Origin of the sequence: Bacteroides oleiciplenus YIT 12058 (assembly GCF_000315485.1) — a bacterium.
GTDB lineage: Bacteria > Bacteroidota > Bacteroidia > Bacteroidales > Bacteroidaceae > Bacteroides > Bacteroides oleiciplenus.
In genome coordinates this window covers 305,213-324,830 of the sequence record NZ_JH992941.1, presented here as the reverse complement: position 1 = coordinate 324,830, position 19,618 = coordinate 305,213, and the positions used below count along the sequence as shown (strand labels likewise).

At 41.6% G+C, this 19,618-nt stretch carries 9 protein-coding genes; 8 read left to right on the top strand and 1 reads right to left on the bottom strand.

Going from position 1 to position 19,618, the window contains the following annotated elements:
• Positions 1-126 precede the first annotated feature (126 nt).
• A complete protein-coding gene (locus tag HMPREF9447_RS09475) occupies positions 127-2,715 on the bottom strand; it encodes a hypothetical protein (protein ID WP_009129493.1) in 2,589 nt (862 codons plus the stop codon).
• Positions 2,716-2,926: 211 nt separating this feature from the next.
• On the opposite strand from HMPREF9447_RS09475, the gene HMPREF9447_RS09470 reads away from it, so the two are divergent.
• From HMPREF9447_RS09470 to HMPREF9447_RS09435, 8 genes are all read left to right on the top strand, one after another.
• Entirely contained in the window at positions 2,927-5,791 is a 2,865-nt protein-coding gene (locus HMPREF9447_RS09470; protein WP_009129492.1) for a glycoside hydrolase family 3 C-terminal domain-containing protein, read from the top strand.
• A gap of 17 nt (positions 5,792-5,808) precedes the next feature.
• On the top strand, positions 5,809-8,133 hold the full coding sequence (locus tag HMPREF9447_RS09465) for a glycoside hydrolase family 31 protein (protein WP_009129491.1): 2,325 nt from the start codon (positions 5,809-5,811) through the stop codon (positions 8,131-8,133).
• Positions 8,130-9,839, top strand: coding sequence for a family 43 glycosylhydrolase (locus tag HMPREF9447_RS09460; protein WP_009129490.1), 1,710 nt, complete (start codon positions 8,130-8,132; stop codon positions 9,837-9,839). The genes HMPREF9447_RS09465 and HMPREF9447_RS09460 overlap by 4 nt, the downstream gene beginning before the upstream one ends.
• A gap of 524 nt (positions 9,840-10,363) precedes the next feature.
• Entirely contained in the window at positions 10,364-12,064 is a 1,701-nt protein-coding gene (locus HMPREF9447_RS09455; RefSeq protein ID WP_009129489.1) for a PL29 family lyase N-terminal domain-containing protein, read from the top strand.
• A gap of 41 nt (positions 12,065-12,105) precedes the next feature.
• Complete coding sequence (locus HMPREF9447_RS09450) at positions 12,106-15,282, top strand: SusC/RagA family TonB-linked outer membrane protein (RefSeq protein WP_009129488.1); 3,177 nt, start codon at positions 12,106-12,108, stop codon at positions 15,280-15,282.
• Positions 15,283-15,299: 17 nt separating this feature from the next.
• On the top strand, positions 15,300-17,285 hold the full coding sequence (locus tag HMPREF9447_RS09445) for a RagB/SusD family nutrient uptake outer membrane protein (protein ID WP_009129487.1): 1,986 nt from the start codon (positions 15,300-15,302) through the stop codon (positions 17,283-17,285).
• Between the two features lie 29 nt (positions 17,286-17,314).
• Complete coding sequence (locus HMPREF9447_RS09440; RefSeq protein ID WP_009129486.1) at positions 17,315-18,037, top strand: DUF3823 domain-containing protein; 723 nt, start codon at positions 17,315-17,317, stop codon at positions 18,035-18,037.
• Positions 18,038-18,130: 93 nt separating this feature from the next.
• The gene (locus HMPREF9447_RS09435; RefSeq protein WP_009129485.1) at positions 18,131-19,615 is read left to right on the top strand and encodes a glycoside hydrolase family 71/99-like protein; all 1,485 of its coding nucleotides are present in this window, start codon (positions 18,131-18,133) and stop codon (positions 19,613-19,615) included.
• Positions 19,616-19,618: the final 3 nt, after the last annotated feature.

Below are 19,618 nucleotides of genomic sequence, written 5' to 3'. Positions count from 1 at the left end.
AAGTACCTTTCGGCATGCTCGCCGAAGGTGTATCAAAATTCTGATAAGCGTATCATTTTGTCATTGATAGTGATTTTTACTTTTGACACTCTCACAACACAGTAGCTTGTAGCTTGTTACTCGTTACTACTCGATAATCTCCATTAGAGAATATTTGTATTCTGTTCCCAATGAAGCTGCATATTCTTTGCAGAAAGTATCATAAACAGTTTTGGCAAGTCCCTTCTTTCCTTGCTGGCAGAGGATGCGGCATTTCACACAAAGCGCTTCTTCATTGATATAATCATGCTGGAAGAGGGTGTCTGCAATCTTCAGTTTCAGTGTATCCGAAAGGTCTTCCTGCTTTAATAATCTGCAAAGCAGATCAATAGTATCATTGGAGAAATCATTCTTGAATGCATCAATCCAATCATTCTCTACGTTAGGGAGCATCATACCACGCAATAATAGCTCAAGCAGTTTCTCCAGGTCTTGTCCGTTATTTCCTCTGTATAAATGGAGCGCTTCCAGATAGTCGCAGATAGTGCCTTCTTCAAACTGTATACTCCAGAATCCATTCTGATTTAGTATCTTGATATCACCCACTTTATCCAGTAAACCGCGCAGTTTACTCATGTATACATTACGGTTGTTTTTAGCAGACTCTTCTGCTTTATCGTACCATAACAGTTGGATCAGCTTGTGCCCGATGATTCCTTTTGAATCTTTGCCTGTATAAAGAATAAGTAATATTAGTAAAGCCTTAAGAGTAGGGGTGAATAAGGCTGTACAGTCATTCCCCTCTTTGTCTACAACATGGAAGCCACCAAAGAAGCAAACGCATTTCTTGGAAAAGTCATAGTTATGGAATGTCAGATCAGGTGTACTAATCGGCATCTCTATCTTTATTTCGGGCATCTCTTTGGTCAGTAGGGTATTTGCTCCTTCTGCTTGGGAGGTGTTTGTTGTCGGGCTTTTTTCTTCTTTGGCAGAAGACTTTATCCGGTCTATTTCCTCTTTTCTTTTCTTGTAATAAAGAGCTCCTATACCGCTAATGACTAATAATCCGCTTACGATGTATAGCCATAGATAGGTGTGCTTGCTCTGATCTGTTTTGCCCTCAACTACATCCGGCTGTTTGAAAGACAGAATGGGGATTGGGGGAAAATTCAATTCATATATATCCAAATCAGCCTTTCCGCTAACTTCAGCCTGATGAATGGCTACGTATAGTTTCTTTTGTTTAGGTGAATAGTATAGGTTGCTATATAGGTATTGCGATTCTAACTTCAATCCCATAGGTAGCGACATTAGTTCAAAATGTGGCGTTTGTGTATCAATTCTCATCAGAGTGCCGCCTTGCTGTGTGCTGAAAAGGTAGAAGCAATCTTTTTCCGCATCATAAACCATGTTTTCGCAGGGTTGGAAGTCTCCACCTACCGGGGTTTGCGGAGCTTCCCACAGCTTATTGACCTGCTGGGTGAGCAGGTTGACTGAATATAAGTCATAATAATTGCGGGGAGATAATTCCTGTCGTCCGGATGGGCAACCACGACCGCCAAAGATGTAGAGTGTACTGTCGACAATAACAGAACTACAAGAATACCGGGGATGGATACTTGTCAGACTGAGTTGACGTTGCGGTGTGTCTTCATAAGGATAACTGATGACTAATTTATTATTATAGTGATAATGTCCGTATCCGCCGAAACTAATTAATGAAGAATTGGCAGGATTATAAACGAGTGTATTGTTCCAGTAATCATGCTCTTGTACGGGCGCTTGCGTCCCCTTCCAGCACTGCGTAACGGGGTCGAAAGCAGAAAAGAGATTCTCATTCAGATTATAGGAAAGTAGCTGCTGGCGTTGCGGTATGTATATCAACTGGTTTGGATAGTTGGCGGCAAACTCTCCACCTTTTATCCGGATGGTGTCCGTCACTCTTTCATCAGTATGAAAGACGTATAATTTCTTTTTATTTGTGGCTACATAGAAGGTTCCGACAAGAGGATCGAATGCTACGGAAGGAGAAGACACAAAATGCTGTGAATAGATTTTCTTCCAGGTGATATATTGGTCGATAACCCAACGGGTGTTTTTACCGGTAGCCGGAATGTGGGATATCTCATCGTAACAAACGTCCCCGTTGTGACGTGCCATCTTCCATTGACGTATTTCTTCTGCTCCACGTTTTATACTGATATCTCTAATATTGACGGAAGCTACATCGGCCAGAGAGAAATTCTCAAATGGACAATAGCCAAAGGCTATGCGTATTCCCTCTACGCCTTTCAGGTCGGCATATTTAACCTTGATTTCCGTACTATCATATGATACGGTAATATCACCCTCTTTGAAGTCAAGGGTTACATTGGCGGAAGTCCACATCTCACGTCTCACTTCCTTTTGAATAGGATGTACGGCATCTCCGGTAACCAGGATTGGAAAACGTCTGTCGTTATCACTTACACTGTACATCAGGTCGATGTTCTTATTATTATCAGTGATGATGCGGAATACAGTCCCGAACACATTATCAGGTCTGACCCAGAGGTTGAAACTCAGAGTTATTTTTTCTCTTTTGGTCTCTATGTACTTTCCATCTTCTAATGCCATGCTGGTGAATTCGGAATTTTGAAGTGGATAAGACTGGATATGCAAACCATATTCAGGAAGCTGAGACATTGAATGCATACATATAAGCAGGAGGAAGATTATAGATAGTGTCTTTTTCATTTTGTATGTCCTTAATGAAGTATTAGCTTGGACAAAAGTAATGCTTTTTAGCGAAAAGCAATTACTTATTCATGCAATTCTTCTGACCGAGCTTCTCTTTTTTAAGAAAAGATATCCATTAAGTGGATTTTAATGTTTCATTAATTATGATGTTATCATTTTATTAAGCGGTTGCGCTTTACTTTGCATCATCAAATTAAAATCTGATAATATGAATTTAAAGAGGCACTTGTTTCTATTTGCAGGTATATTGTCCTGCACTTTTCTAATGGCTCAGCAGCCAAGTGATATTTTATCTGTTTCGGCATCGACTAATATGGAAAAAGCTTCGTTGGCTTTTGATAAAGATTCGAAGACGATGTGGGAAGTTAATGGCCGGGACTTGAAGACGGACCAATGGTTGATGTTTACTATTCAGACTCCCGGTGATGTATGCGAACTTAATCTTCAGGTGCAAGGTGTGGCGAAAGACGACTTGAGACAACTGATGAATGTATTTGTTACCTACGACCCGATGAACCTCGGGGTACCTGTGGACTATCAGGTGCAAGGTAGTGCAAAAGAAATGAAGGTGAAGTTTTCGCCCAAATATGGAGCACATGTCAGACTGGCTTTCAAAGGAAGTGACCGTGTGAAACCTTTTGCCGTAAAGGAAGTTTCAGTTCTTTTGGCTGATAAAGTATTGAAAGACCGGAAAGGTGAAAAGACTGCACTTCGTTATATGGACCCAACGCTTCCGGTGGAAGAACGTGTGGAAAGTCTGTTGTCTGTGATGACGCCGGAAGATAAAATGGAATTGATTCGTGAAGGATGGGGCATTCCCGGTATCCCTCATTTATATGTGCCGCCTATCACGAAAGTAGAGGCTGTGCATGGTTTCTCTTATGGTAGTGGCGCAACCATTTTCCCGCAAGCATTGGCGATGGGAGCAACCTGGAATAAGAAACTGACAGAGGAAATAGCAATGGCTGTCGGTGATGAGACTCTTGCAGCAGGCACTATGCAGGCATGGTCTCCGGTGCTGGATGTAGCACAGGATGCCCGTTGGGGACGTTGTGAAGAAACATTTGGTGAAGACCCGGTTTTGGTATCACAGATTGGTGGAGCCTGGATTAAGGGGTATCAGTCCAAAGGTTTATTTACTACTCCTAAACATTTTGGGGGACATGGTGCTCCATTGGGTGGTCGCGATTCTCATGATATAGGATTGTCCGAGCGGGAAATGCGTGAGGTACATCTGGTGCCGTTCCGTCACGTTATTCGTAATTATGATTGCCAGTCTTTGATGATGGCTTACTCAGACTTTCTGGGAGTGCCGGTTGCAAAAAGTAAAGAGTTGTTGCATAATATCTTGCGCGAAGAATGGGGCTTTGACGGTTTTATAGTTAGTGACTGTGGCGCTATAGGTAACTTGACGGCGCGCAAACACTATACGGCAAAAGATAAGATTGAAGCAGCTAACCAGGCATTGGCAGCAGGTATTGCTACAAACTGTGGTGATACTTATAATGATAAAGAGGTGATACAAGCTGCAAAGGATGGACGTCTCAATATGGAAAATCTGGATAATGTTTGTCGCACTATGTTACGCATGATGTTCCGTAATGAACTATTTGAAAAAGCTCCCAATAAACCTTTGGACTGGAATAAAATATATCCGGGTTGGAACTCAGACAATCATAAAGAAATGGCACGTCAGGCAGCCCGGGAGTCTATCGTAATGTTGGAGAATAAGGAAAATATATTGCCTTTAGATAAAGGAATCCGTTCGATTGCTGTATTAGGTCCCGGAGCAGATGATCTTCAGCCGGGTGACTATACTCCGAAATTGCTGCCCGGTCAGTTGAAATCCGTATTGACGGGTATCAAACAAGCTGTGGGCAAACAGACGAAAGTAATTTATGAGCAAGGTTGCGACTTTACAAACTTGAGTGAGACGAATATTCCTAAAGCAGTCAAAGCGGCTTCTCAATCAGATGTGGTAGTTATGGTTTTGGGAGATTGCTCAACCAGTGAAGCTACGACAGATGTTTACAAGACATCCGGTGAAAATCATGACTATGCAACTTTGATTCTGCCGGGAAAACAACAAGAGTTGCTGGAAGCTGTTTGTGCTACAGGGAAGCCGGTTATATTAGTGCTTCAGGCTGGTCGCCCTTATAATCTGACAAAAGCATCAAAGTTGTGTAAAGCTATTATTGTTAATTGGTTACCGGGACAAGAAGGTGGACCGGCTACAGCAGATGTGTTATTCGGAGATTATAATCCTGCCGGCCGTTTGCCGATGACTTTCCCACAGCACGTTGGTCAGTTGCCTCTCTACTATAACTTTAAAACTTCCGGTCGCCGTTATGAATATTCTGATTTGGAATATTATCCTCTCTACTATTTTGGATATGGTTTGAGTTATACTTCTTTTGAATATTCAGGTCTGAAAGTGCAGGAGAAAGACAATGGCAATATTACCGTGCAGGCAACTGTGAAAAACGTAGGCCAACGTGCTGGTGATGAAGTTGTCCAATTGTATGTCACTGATATGTATGCCAGTGTAAAGACACGTATTACGGAATTGAAGGACTTCACTCGTATCAATCTGAAGCCAGGTGAATCAAAGACAGTTTCTTTTGAATTGACACCTTATGATTTATCATTGCTCAATGACCATATGGATAGAGTGGTAGAGAAGGGAGAGTTCAAGATATTAGTCGGTGGTGTTAGTCCTCAATATGTGGCTAAAGACCGTATTAAAGATAGTGTAGGCTATACAGATGCCAGAAAGGGCGTGTCCGGTATGCTTGAATATACCCATGAATTTGCTGCAGATTTCGGTCTGACGTTGTTCAAAGTTGAAGAAAATTTGGTGAAGAACCAGAAAACAGTTTGGGTATCTGTTAAGAACAATGGTACTTTAATGGATACCGGTAAGATTGATATGTATGTTGGTGGCCAGAAAACAGGAGATAATGTTCATTATGAACTGGCTCCGGGAGAAGAGAAATTGATACCTTTCCATGTGGATAAAGACAGTGATGCGCCTGTTGTATTTACCACTAAATATAAAGTGCTATCTCTTTAACCATTGTCACTGACATTATGAAAAAACTTCTAGCATTCTTATGTATTTGTATGCAGCTTGTCCCATTATGGGGACAGGCTGTATCGCGTATCTCCAATGGAGTGAAAGTAGAGGCCGGAACTGTCTGTGTGGAACTGGAATGCTTTTCTCCTTCTATCATACGCGTGAAGAAATATCCTTCAGGAAAAATACCGGAGAAACATTCTCTTTCGGTTGTCAAGCGACCGGAAAATGTGAAATATAAATTGCAGGAAAAGGATAACCGGATAACACTTATTACTTCCGAATTGTCTGTTTCTCTGGATATCGCAAAGGATCAGGTCTGTTTTACGGATAAGGACGGAAAAGTCCTGTTAGCGGAAAAACCTTCTTCTGTTGGTTTTACTCCATTCGATGATGCAGGAATGTCTACATATAAGGTTCGCCAGAGTTTCCGTCTGGATGCTGATGAGGCTATTTATGGGTTGGGACAGCACCAGCAGGGACGGATGAATCAGCGGAATCAGACAATGGTTATGCGGCAGGTCAATATGGAGATTTATATTCCATTGATTCACTCTGTCAAAGGATACGCTTTGTTTTGGGATAACTATTCTGCTACTACTTTCACGGACAATGAGCAGGGAATGACTTTTGAGTCGGAAGTCGGAGATTTGTGTGATTATTACTTTGTATATGGCGGAGGTGCTGATGGAGTCGTGGCAGGATTGCGCGACCTCACCGGACAGGCTCCCATGTTCCCGCTTTGGTCATTTGGTTTCAACCAGTCCAGAGAACGTTATGTCAGCCAGGATGAGTTGGTCGGGGTAGTGAAGAAGTATCGTGATCTGCAAATTCCTCTGGATGGCATTGTACAGGATTGGCGCTATTGGGGAGAAGACCATGCAGACTGGAATGCGATAGAGTTCCGCAACCCTCTGTTTCCCAATCCTAAAAAGATGTTGGATGAGGTGCATAGTCTGAATGCCCATGCAATGATTTCTGTTTGGCCTTCCTTTGGTCCGGCTACTAATCCGTATAAAGATTTTGAACGACATAACAAACTGATGTCACACGAGACTTTTCCGCAGAACTCCGGCGTCAAGGTATATGATGCTTACGATCCTGTGGCAAGAGATATTTACTGGAAGCACTTGAACGAGCAGATGTTCAGCATCGGCATGGACAGTTGGTGGCTGGATGCTACTGAACCGGAACATAATCCGATTAAAGAAGAAGATTACGATTATCAAACTTATCTGGGATCTTTCCGCAAGGTGCGTAATGCCTTTCCATTAGTCAGTGTAGGTGGTGTCTACGATCATCAACGGACAGTGGCTTCTGATAAACGTGTTTTTATTCTGACGCGTTCCGCCTTTGCCGGACAGCAGCGTTACGGCGCTCAGTCGTGGTCGGGGGATGTTGTTGCTGCCTGGGATGTGCTACGTAACCAGATTTCTGCTGCCCTGAACTTCTCACTTTCGGGCATACCTTACTGGAACTCGGATATCGGTGGATTCTATACAGCCAATCATTTCCCTGGTGGTGTGAAGAATCCGGCTTATCAGGAATTGTATGTACGCTGGATGCAGTTTTCCGTTTTTACCGGTATGATGCGTTCACACGGTACGAATACTCCACGTGAGATTTTTCAGTTTGGGAATCGGGGTGATTGGGCTTTCGATGCGCAAGAGAAGATGATTAATCTCCGCTATCGTTTACTTCCTTACATTTATTCTGCATCATGGGATGTTACTTCCAAGGGCGGAAGTCTGATGCGTGCCTTGTTTTCTGATTTTCCGACAGACAAAAAGGTGCTGGACTTAGGTGATGAATATATGTTTGGTAAGTCTATTTTGGTAGCTCCGGTTACAAGTACAAGCCGAAGTCGTTCTTTATATTTGCCTGAGGGAACCCGTTGGATTGATTTCTGGACAGGTGAAATGCAAGATGGCGGACGTGAGATTACTCGCAATGCTCCTATTGATATAATTCCGTTGTATGTGAAAGTCGGTTCCATCATCCCTGTAGGACCTTCCGTACAGTATGCAACCGAGAAACCGTGGAATAATCTGCAAATCCGTATCTATCCCGGTGCTGATGGGGAATTTATCTTATATGAGGATGAAGGTGATAATTATAATTATGAAAAAGGAAAGTACACCACTATCCGTATGACATGGAATGACAGAAAGAAACAGTTTACTATCTATCCTTGTGAAGGAGGTTATGATGGGATGCTGCAAGAACGTAATTTCCGCATTACCCTTGTGGACGGACAGGATGGGCTTGGTCTGGATAATGAATCGCAGACTGTAAACGTAGTATACAAAGGAAAGAAACTTAATATAAAACTATTATGAAAAACATTGCCAAATTAATGAGCATAGCTTTGGTCTCAGGACTGATCGTAAGTTGTGCATCAACAGAACAGAAAATAGTTCAGAATGAAAGGATTGTTACCAATCCTATAGACTTGAACTATCGTTTCCAACCGAACGAGGAGTCACGGCGCGAAGCTGCCGATCCGGTACTGGAATATTTCAAGGGATATTATTACATGTTTGCTTCCAAATCCGGTGGTTACTGGCGTTCCGAAGATCTGGCCAAATGGGAGTATATTCCCTGTACTACTATTCCGACCTTGGAAGATTATGCTCCTACCATTCTTGTTTATGGTGATACACTTTACTTTACTGCATCCAGCGGAAATACCCGAATTTTCAAGAATGCCCATCCTGAGACGGATACTTGGGAGGAAGTGGATACAAAGTTGACTTACCGTCAGCATGATCCGGCTTTCTTTAAAGATGATGATGGAAAGGTCTATTTATATTGGGGATGTTCTGACGTAGATCCGATTGTGGGTGTAGAAGTAGATCCGAAGAATGGTTTCTGTGCTATCGGAGAACCTAAATCGCTGATTGAACATAATGGTGATAAATATGGTTGGGAAGTTCCCGGAAAGAATAATGAAGAACCACGTCAAGGCTGGAATGAAGGTCCCTGTGTACTGAAACATAATGGGCGTTATTACTTGCAATATGCTGCCCCTGGTACCCAATATCGTATTTATGGTGATGGTAATTATGTGGGTGATAATCCGTTAGGCCCCTTTGAATATGTAGAAGATAATCCTTTTTCTTTCAAACCCGGTGGCTTTATCGGTGGTGCAGGACATGGCCATACATTCAAAGATAAGTATGGCAATTATTGGCATGTAGCCTCTATGACAATTTCCGTGCGCCATTGGTTTGAACGCCGTTTAGGTATATTCCCGGTAGTTGTTTCTGATAAATACGGTATGTATGCGCTTACCACTTTTGCTGATTATCCTTTCTGCATTCCCGATAGGAAAGTAGACTTTGAAAAAGAAGATATCAACATGGGTTGGAACTTACTTTCGTATAAGAAAAAGGTATCTGCATCTTCCTCTCTTGAAGGTTATGAACCTGAGTTAGCGAATGATGAGCAGGTAGAAACCTGGTGGGCTGCCCAAACAGGTAATAAGGGCGAGTGGTTGCAAATGGACCTCGGCAAACTAATGGAGATAAATGCTATCCAAGTCAATTTTGCCGATCACAACTTCAATGTTCATGCTCCTCATGGACCAGTGGTTTACCAATATTATATTGAAGGTTCAACTGATGGGAAGAATTGGACTCGTCTGATTGATGAAGAAAAGAACGAGAAAGATGCTCCTCATAAACTGCATACTTTGAGTGCTCCTGCAAAAATGCAATACCTGAGAATTTGCAATACGAAAGATATGGAAGGTTGTTTCTCTTTGTTCGATTTACGTGTTTTCGGTCAGGGTGGTGGTAAAGTTCCTGCTGTAGTAACAGGCTTCCAGGCTTCACGTGATGAAAATGATAAACGTATCTACCGTTTTAGTTGGGAACCGCAGGATAATGTGACTGGCTATATTTTGCGTTGGGGAACGCAGAAAGAGAAACTTACCCACTCCATGGTAGTTTACAACAACCATTATGAAGCTCGTTATTTCAATAGAGATTCGGAATATTATTTTTCTGTCACTGCTTTCAATGAGAATGGAGTCGGGAAGTAATTAGTAGGATAAGAATTTATTAGTTGTGGCTTGCAGCTTTATGACCTGTTTGGGTTATAAAACTGCAAGCCTTATTTTTATGAGGTGTTATCCTGCAATAGCTACGTAGTAGTTTCTCATCTACCCATAAGTAGTTGCCTGACTACTACGTAGTGATTGCACAACTACTTATGGGTAGTTTAAACATCACTTGAATATCGTTTAAACTTCACCCGAAACATTCCTTATTTCTTCAATTAATCTATTTATATATTCTTTTTTAAGGTGCATCTGTTAAAATGCATCTAAGACTCTATTTTACGGCAAAAAAAGTGCTCCGATTAATGTCTTTTTAAGGATAATATTAACGCCAACCCCATACTTTTGCCCTCATAGAATTTTAAAACATCAAATTAATAAATATGAAAAATGCACAAGTATACATAAAGTATCCTCCCCCTGAATAGGCTTCTTTTTGCTAATGGAAAGATAAGGTTTTTAAGTGACCTATATTTATATATTTACCAACTTTTAATTTAATTATTATGAACAAACGATTTTTAAATGCGCTCCTGTTTGGAGCGGTGGTTCTTTCAACAGGAGCCTTTACTTCATGTAATAATGATGATGTTGATGATCTGAAATCAAGAGTATCAGTAATCGAAGTGGCAATTGACGACATCAAAGCCCAATTGGGAAAAGCACTGATGACTGGTGCAAGTATTACTAATGTGAAAGAAGAGAATGGCACTTATACATTGACATTGAGTGACGGACAAAAAATTGTAATTAAGCCGGGTGGAGGAAATATCTCTATAGTAGTTACTGATACGGAGGCTACCATTACAATAGAAGGTGAAAAGTATGTCCTTCCGTTGGGATCTTTAGTGAATTCTCTGATTTATAGTCCGGAAACGGTAGATGGTATTGTAGAAATCGGTAGTGCTGGTGTTACTGTTAGTTTCTTGGCAAGACCGGCTCTCAAGAGTTTGGATGGTGCCGAATTTACAATAGCTGAGTCTCATGTACTTACCCGTGCTGCTGATGGTGAACAGTTTAAAGTGAGCGGAGATGCTACATTGGAAGGTGATTTTATTAAAGTTCCTATTAAAGCCCTTGGTGAAGCAGAAGCTGGAAAAACTTATGCTGTATCTCTTCAATTGAATTTGAAAGGAACAATTATTGGCTCCAATTATTTCAATGTGAAAGTATCTGATGATTTCTCGTCTGTTGCCGAAGATTTGGGTGGTGTTACGATCAAAGCGGATTATAGTCCTAAAGATCTTGCAGACGGTTTTAAAGAAATGACAATTAAAGGATCTAATCTTTTGGATGCTCTTAATTTCAAGGATTTATTTAGTGAACTTCCGGCTAATGCAGAATTTGCAGTTGCAAGTAGTAGCAAACAGCCGGCTGGCAAAGCACAGGAAAAGCAAGAACTTCTTAGTAAGAGTTTGAAGAAAGATGGTACATGGGCATTTAGTGAAAGACCAGGAACCAGCTTCAATGAAAATGCAGATCGTAAAGGTTTCTTGATTAATGTGTTGGCTGATGATGTCGTAAAGGCTAAGATTTATGTTTGTATTAATGATGAATTAGCTGACATTGATTTTGCTGGTACATTTAACGAAGAGTATGAAGGCGAGTGGGGCGGACGTACAAAAAGTTTGCCTTTAGGTGCTCAGGTGATTGATATTCAGAACACATTTACAAATTGGGAAGAAGATTATGCTGAAATTACTCACCGTGGAAAGAGCTTCTTGGAAAATTGGGCTAATGCTAATTATCAGATTCAAACAGCTGATGGTGAAACAGTTTTGTTTTGCGATGGAAACACTATTGTAATGGATAATATTGCAAAGAAATATGCACAATTCTCTCGTGGCATATACTGGTATTTCCGTGGTATCTCCATTTTGGTGCCAGAAGCATATGGAAAATGGCTGAATCCGGCTACAGGTAAGGAAGTTAATGGAGGAGACGAAATTTTAGGTGGTTTTAATGATGATAGAGAACACCCTGAATTATATGAAGCAACATTTGCGAAATATGGCGGTGTGACAATGGATCAAAAGACTGGTAAGATTACGCTCAATGATACTTATACAGGTTATGGTTTCCGTTTTGCCATTGCTGCTATTTATGAGTATGCTTATGGTTGGAAGAAACTTCACAAAGCTGATCAATTTGGTTTCTTCTTCTTTAATCGTCGTGTAATGCCGGAAGGTACTACAATACCAGAATAATCTGTAAATGAAGATTTCTTTAATAAATAGAAAATCTAAACATGAAACATTATAATTCTAATATCAAAAAAAGCGCATCCTTTTCATTGAAAGCGATGATGGTTGCGCTTTTATGTCTCCTGACGGCATTACCTATGTCGGCACAGAACCGCATTGTTCGCGGTACTGTAGTTGACCAAACGGGTGAAACTGTCATTGGAGCCAATGTTCGGGTGAATGGTACCACTCGAGGTGTCATTACCGATATTAATGGTGAGTTTGAAATAGCTGCTGATGCAAAAGAAAAATTGACTATTTCTTTTATCGGCTATATTGATGCTGTTGTTACGGCTGACAAAACCAGCTTGAAAATTACATTGAAGGAAGATAGTCAAACTTTGGAAGAAGTAGTTGTTGTTGGTTATGGTACACAAAAGAAAGCTACATTAACAGGTGCGGTTTCTGCTATCAATAATAAAGAAATAGCTGTTACTAAGAATGAAAATGTGGTGAACATGCTTTCTGGTAAAGTTCCTGGTGTGCGTATCTCTCAGAAAAGTTCACAGCCTGGTGAATTTGACAACGCTATTGATATTCGTGGTATGGGTGAACCCTTGATTGTGGTCGATGGTATTCCTCGTGATAAAGCCTATTTCTCTCGTATGGATGCTAACGAAATTGATAATGTATCTGTATTGAAAGATGCTTCCGCAGCTATTTATGGTGTACGTGCTGCCAATGGTGTAATTTTGGTTACTACCAAGCATGGTGAAGCTTCTAATGGCAAGTTCGACATTACATTCTCTGCCAATTACGGTTGGCAGCAGTTCCTCTATGTGCCACAAACAGCAAGTGCAGCAGATCATATGTTGCTTATTAATGAGAAATATTATAATGCTTTTGGGGACAATACTTATCCTAACCGTACTCCTGCCAAATATACTTGGGAGCAAATGATGGAGTACAGTACAGGAAGGAAAAAGAGTACAAACTGGACAAAAGAATTGTTCGATGACAATGTTCCGCAGCAACAATATAATGTTAGCGTGAATGGTGGCTCTGAGAAAGTGAACTATTTCTTTAATCTCGGTTATCAGAAACAGGAAGGTTCTTATAAGAGTGGTTCATTGAATTACGATCGCTGGAACTTCCGTAGTAATATCGATGCTAAGATTACCAACCGCTTGAAGGCTACTATACAAACCAGCGGTTATATGGACGAAAAGAATCAGCCGTTTACCGATATATGGTCCGTGTATAAGAAGGCTTGGACTTACCGTCCAACTTCAGAAGCATATGTAGACGGCGATCATAACTATCCTGCTTGGGATAGTGAAATGGGCGAACCTGAAAATCCTGTAGCTGCCATCAATAGCGACCTTACCGGTTATCGCCGTGAGAAACGCTACAACTTCAATGGTGCTTTGGCGTTGACTTATGACATTCCGGGAGTAAAGGGCTTGAGTGCAAAGGCTTTCTATAGCTACGATTATTACACTACCAATAATACAAGCTATAAGCGTGCTTATAAACTATATAATAAGCGTGAAGATGGTACAATGGAAAGTTTCGATCGCAATGCCGATAGCAATTTAAGACGTACTACCGATCCGAACTACGGGACGGTGATGCAACTTTCTTTGAACTATGCCAATAAGTTTGGCGATCATAATGTGAGTGCTATGGTGTTGTTTGAAGAACAGTACAACAATTGGGACAACTTTTATGCACAACGTGTTATGCAGTTGGATGGTGAATACCTGATTTATGGTGAAGAAAAGGATCAAATAGGTTCAATGGGTGGTGCCGGTGACAAAACCCGCCAATCTGTTGTGGGTAAAGTAAACTACGACTATAAAGGACGCTATATGGTGGATTTCGCTTTCCGTTATGATGGTTCTTCCAGCTTTCCGAAAGGTTCGCGTTGGGGATTCTTCCCGTCCGTATCTGCCGGCTGGCGTATAAGTGAAGAGGCCTTTATGAAAGAATTGGTACCTTTCCTCACCAACTTGAAGATTCGTGGTTCTTACGGTAAGATGGGAGATGATGGCGGTGCCAGCAATTATCCTCAAACTGTGATAGCCTATAATATTGAAAAAGATAAAATCGGCTGGTTCTACAATGGTGCGTTAATGGCAGGTGTTGCTGCAACTGCTATTCCTAATCCTGATTTGACATGGTTCACTGCCGAAACTTATAACCTTGGTTTGGACTTTGACCTTTGGAATCAAATGTTGAGTGGTACGTTCGAAGTCTTCAAACGTAAACGTAGTGGTTTGCTTGCTACTTCTTCAACTGTTATCCCGGGTACAGTCGGTGCTTCTTTGCCTCAGGAGAATATGAATAGTGATCAGACTTTTGGTTGGGAAATAAGTTTGAATCACCGCAACAGAGTGGGCAAAGTGAACTATTGGGTAGGCGGACAGATTTCTGCTACAAAGAATCGTTGGGATTATCGTTTGGACAGCCCAGCCAGTAATTCTATGGATGCTTGGCGTCGTAGAGATGTATCAGGGCGTAATAAAGACATCTGGTTTTCTTATGAAGAAGGTGGACGCTTCTCCAGTTATGAGGAAATCCGTTATCACAATGTTACCGGTGGTGGATATGGCCAAGGAACCTTGCCGGGTGACTATTACTATAAAGACTGGAACGGTGATGGTATAATCAATGGTGAGGACAATCATCCGATGGCAACCTATAACCTGCCGGTATTTAACTATGGCTTTGTAATGGGAGCTGAATGGAAAGGCATTGATATTTCTATGAACTGGCAAGGTGCAGCGGGTGTGTACAATTCTTATGATGAGGTGTTTACGGAAGTTGGTCCATTTAACGGTGGTGCTGTGTTGGACATTTACCTTGATCGCTGGCACACAGCCAATGCAAGTGATGACCCTTTCAATCCAAATACAAAATGGGTATCGGGTCTGTATCCAGCCACAGGACATAGTTTCAGCAATGCGGGAACGGGTATTAAGAATACTTCTTATCTGCGTCTGAAAACTTTGGAAATCGGTTATACATTACCTAAAACTTGGATAGCTAAGGCAGGCGTTAGAGACCTTCGAATTTATTTCAATGCTTACAACCTTTTAACCTTTACAGGCTTGGATAATATAGATCCGGAACGTCCCGGTCGTCAGGGTGGAGCTAATAATAATGCCGACAGTGGAATTTTGTTCTATAACTACCCTGTGAACCGTACATTTAATATTGGTGCAACAATCAAATTCTAAAGACAAAAAGATAGAATATGAAAACATTAAAATATATATTTGTAGCAGCAGCATTGGGACTTACGGCGACTTCCTGCTATGACCTGGATCTGGAGCCAAAAGGACTTATCTACGAAAATGTGCTGTTTCAATCGGACAATGGTATTAAGAAGTATCTTGCTTTGATGTATCAGGATCTTCCTATTGAAGATTTTAATTATTGTCAGAATGGTGACGATAAGGGGTATGCTACAGTCAATCAAAGTGGTTGGCATAGCGGTAATAGATGGCAGGCCCAGAAAGGTAGCCCGGCATCTTGTGCTGCTGAGGCAACAGGCCGTGGCACTTCTTACGGCGATGGTTGGGGATACTGGCCTTATGATCGCATTCGCGACCTCAACAATATGTTGGAAAAATTGCCTGATTACCGCAGCAATTATAAAGAAAACGATTATAATGCCTATTTGGGTGAGGCTCGTTTCTTGCGTGCATTCTACTATTTCGGAATCGTGAAACGTTATGGTGGCATACCTATCGTAGATAAGGTGCTCGACCCTAAAGCTCCACTGGAGGAATTGCAGCAGCCCCGTAATACAGAGTATGACTGCTGGAAGTTCATTTATGAGGATTTGAAATTTGCCATGGAGAATGCAACTGCTTCTAAAGACGAAGTAGGACGTGCTAATCGTTATGCTGCTGCGGCATTGATGTCTCGTGCCATGTTGTATGCTGGTTCTATTGCCAAATATACTCAATACACAGCTGTTACTGGTCCGGCTGTTTCTGCTGGTCTGATGGGTATGCCCGAAGACAAGGCACAGGAATTTTTCCAATATGCTTATGATGCGTGTAAGTTCTTACAAAAAGCCGGATTTAAACTCCATACCGGGGCAGATAAAGAAAAGGCTTATACGGAAGTTTTCCTGAATCCGAATACGGAAGAAGATATCATGGTTAAGCAATATGGACCTAATACTAGTACTCCTACCAATACCAGCTTATTCCACTGCTGGGATTGTATGGTGTTGCCGAAGGGTGAAGGGCTTTCAGGTGACGTAGGTGTTGCGCTTCAGCCAGCATGGGAACTTATGGGGCTTTATGAGATGCCTGCCATCACTGATGAAGAAACCGGTGAGCCGATACGTTTTGACAAGGTGACTGACCTTTGGGATACAGATAAAATGGAACCGAGATGCCGTGCCAATTTCTACTTTACCGGTATGACTGAATCCATGTCCGGCACAGTATTGGACTTTCAGGGTGGTGTATATAAAAGCTATCCGGGTACTGCTGCTGATGGTACTGCAGAGACACAGGGAAGTGTTAACGATTATACCAATCAGTTCCGTGTAAGAGCTTCTCAACCGGGTGAATACAAGGACGTTAATGGCGTTAAGATAAAAATTAACGGTATTCACGGTTTGGCAGAAGGCACAGGTGATGAGGGGTATTCGCGTATGGGTGCTTGTATTCGTAAGTATGTACAGGCTGACGGAAGCAATGCCCGCGTATTCTTTACCAATTATCAACCTTGGAAGGTATTCCGTTATGGCGAAATCTTGTTGAACTGGGCGGAAGCTGCTTATGAATTAGGCTTGATTACCGGTAACGAAGATTTAAAAGCAGAAGCTTTCGAACATATCAATGAGATACGTGATCGTGCAGGTGCCAGCCGACATGAAATGGTTGCTAATCCGGCAGATGTAGGTTCCGAGATCTATGGTTTTGTGATTGATGAAAACCTGCAATACATTCGTGATGAGCGTGCCCGTGAACTCTGTTTCGAAAATCATCGTTTGTTTGATATTCGTCGTTGGAGGGTGGCCGACATCATGTTCCAAGATGGTGTGTATACTCATACATTGCTTCCGTATCTGGTTCTCGATGAAAACAAATGGATATTCTTGAATGAAGTGGAACGCGAAGGTCGTAGAGTAACATTTGACAAACGTCATTATTATGAACAGATTCCGGGTGGTGAAATCAATAAGAACCCGTTGCTGATTCGTAATGATGGTTATTAAATGGAATAATTTTTAGAAAAAGTATTGATATGAAAAAGTTAATATATAGTTTAATGTATGGTGCTTCGGCATTGCTGATGGCATCCTGCATGGAGGTGGATAACTTCGATGCTCCCGATTGCCATTTCTATGGGAAGATTATAGATTCCACTACCGGAGAAGGCATTGTATCTGATCGGGGAGATTGCCACATTCGTATCTGGGAGGTGAGTTATAAAGTCAATCCCGGAAGTCAGGATCTTGCCATCAAAGAGGATGGTACGTTTAATAATACTAAACTCTTTGCCGGAACGTATGATATGGTGCCGGAAGGGTCTTGGTGGCCTTCTGATACTATCCGTTTGGGTATCGGTAACAAGACTACTCAGAATTTTGAAGTAACTCCTTATCTGAAACTTTTCGATTTTAAAACGAAACTTGAAGGAACTACACTTACTATGTCCTGCCGTTTGGATGCTCCGATCACAGAAGGGCTTCCGCAGATTATGGATGTTTGTCCGTTTCTCAGCTTGAATCATTTCTGTGGCGCTTCCAACCATATTGGTTATTATGATAAGCCTGGCAAAATTAACGTCATGAAGACTTGGGACAAGATTCCTAAAGAGGAGGATGGCAAAAGTATAGCGTATGAAGTATCTCTGCAGGTAAAGCCCGGCTATATCTATTTCGTACGTATGGGTGCTAAGGTGAAGGATAAATTTGAAAAGTACAACTATACGGAAATTGTAAAGATAGAAGTTCCTAGCGAATAGTTTTATTGAAGGTGATAAGATTGTGATAATTGGCCGGAAGGGAGACGTATGTTTGTTCTTCCGGCCTTTATCTTAACCATTAAAAATTGAAAAATGAAATTGAATAGAATGTATTATTTGCTATTGTGTATCTTTCTGGCATGTACAACTTCTTGTGGCGGTAGCGATGATGACATCATTCCCCCTGCCATTGAACCCGAAAATCCCGACAATCCGAACCCGACTGAAATATACAATGAACCTGACTTCACTCCTCACAAAGATGGTGAGCCTTTTGATACTTATCGTGGTTTGGTAATGACTGGTTATCAAGGTTGGTTTGGTGCGCCTGGCGACGGATGTTCGCACAGCCAGCATTCAAATACTGCGTGGTATCATTATCGTGAAAACGATATGTTTGAACCGGGGGTATTGCGGAACTCTATCGACTTCTGGCCTGATATGCGTGAATATGAGAAACAATACACACCAGGAAAATTTATTCTTCCTAATGGTGAGAAGGCTACGGTTTATAGCGCCTATGACAAATCCAGTGTACTGCTTCACTTCAAGTGGATGAAGGATTATGGTATTGATGGTGCATTTATGCAGCGTTTCGTGGGCGAAGTGATTGATAATCCAGATGGCAAGGATCATTTTGATAAAGTACTTGAATCGGCTATGGAAGGTTCAAACACTCATCAACGTGCTATTTGTGTGATGTATGATTTAGGTGGTTTCATGTCCAATAACAAAAGAGGGACAGATGCTGTCTTGGCAGACGCACAAGCCATCATGGATAAATATCAGTTGAAGGACCGTACTAAGCAGAAGTTTTATCTTTATCAGAATGGTAAACCCATGATTGTACTTTGGGGTGTAGGCTTCAATGACAACCGTCCTTATTCCCTTACGGATATAGAAGACTTGATGAATGGCTTGAAGGAGAAAGGTTTCAGCATTATGCTCGGTGTTCCCACTTATTGGCGTGAAAGACGTAACGATGCACTGCCGGATGCCAAGTTGCACGACTTGATAAAGGCTGCTGATGTCATTATGCCGTGGTTTGTGGGGCGTTATGGTGATGATAATTATTCTAATTTCCATAGTCTGATAGAAAATGACATAAAGTGGTGTAAGGATAATAAGGTAGAGTATGCTCCGCTTTGCTTCCCCGGTTCTTGCGACCGCAATATGCATCCCAATAATGGTATAAATCCACGTCTGGGTGGCAAGTTCCTTTGGAATCAGATGTACCATTGCATCAAATCGGGTGCACAGTTGCTCTACATTGCTATGTTCGATGAGATAGACGAAGGTACAGCCATTTATAAATGCCTGAATCAGAGTGATGTACCGAGTAACGAATCTGCTGTAGATTATTATGTCGTATATCAAAACGGAGGATACAGGATTAGCAATAAAATGGTTGAAGGGCTGACTGGCAATGACTGGTGCCAGCGTGCCAAGGATCTGAATATTACTTTTATGGGTATTGAAGACGGACTACCCACCGACCATTATTTATGGCTTGTAGGGCAGGGCAAAAAGATGCTTCGGGGGGAGATACCTTTAAAATCCACATGGCCTTCCAGATGACAT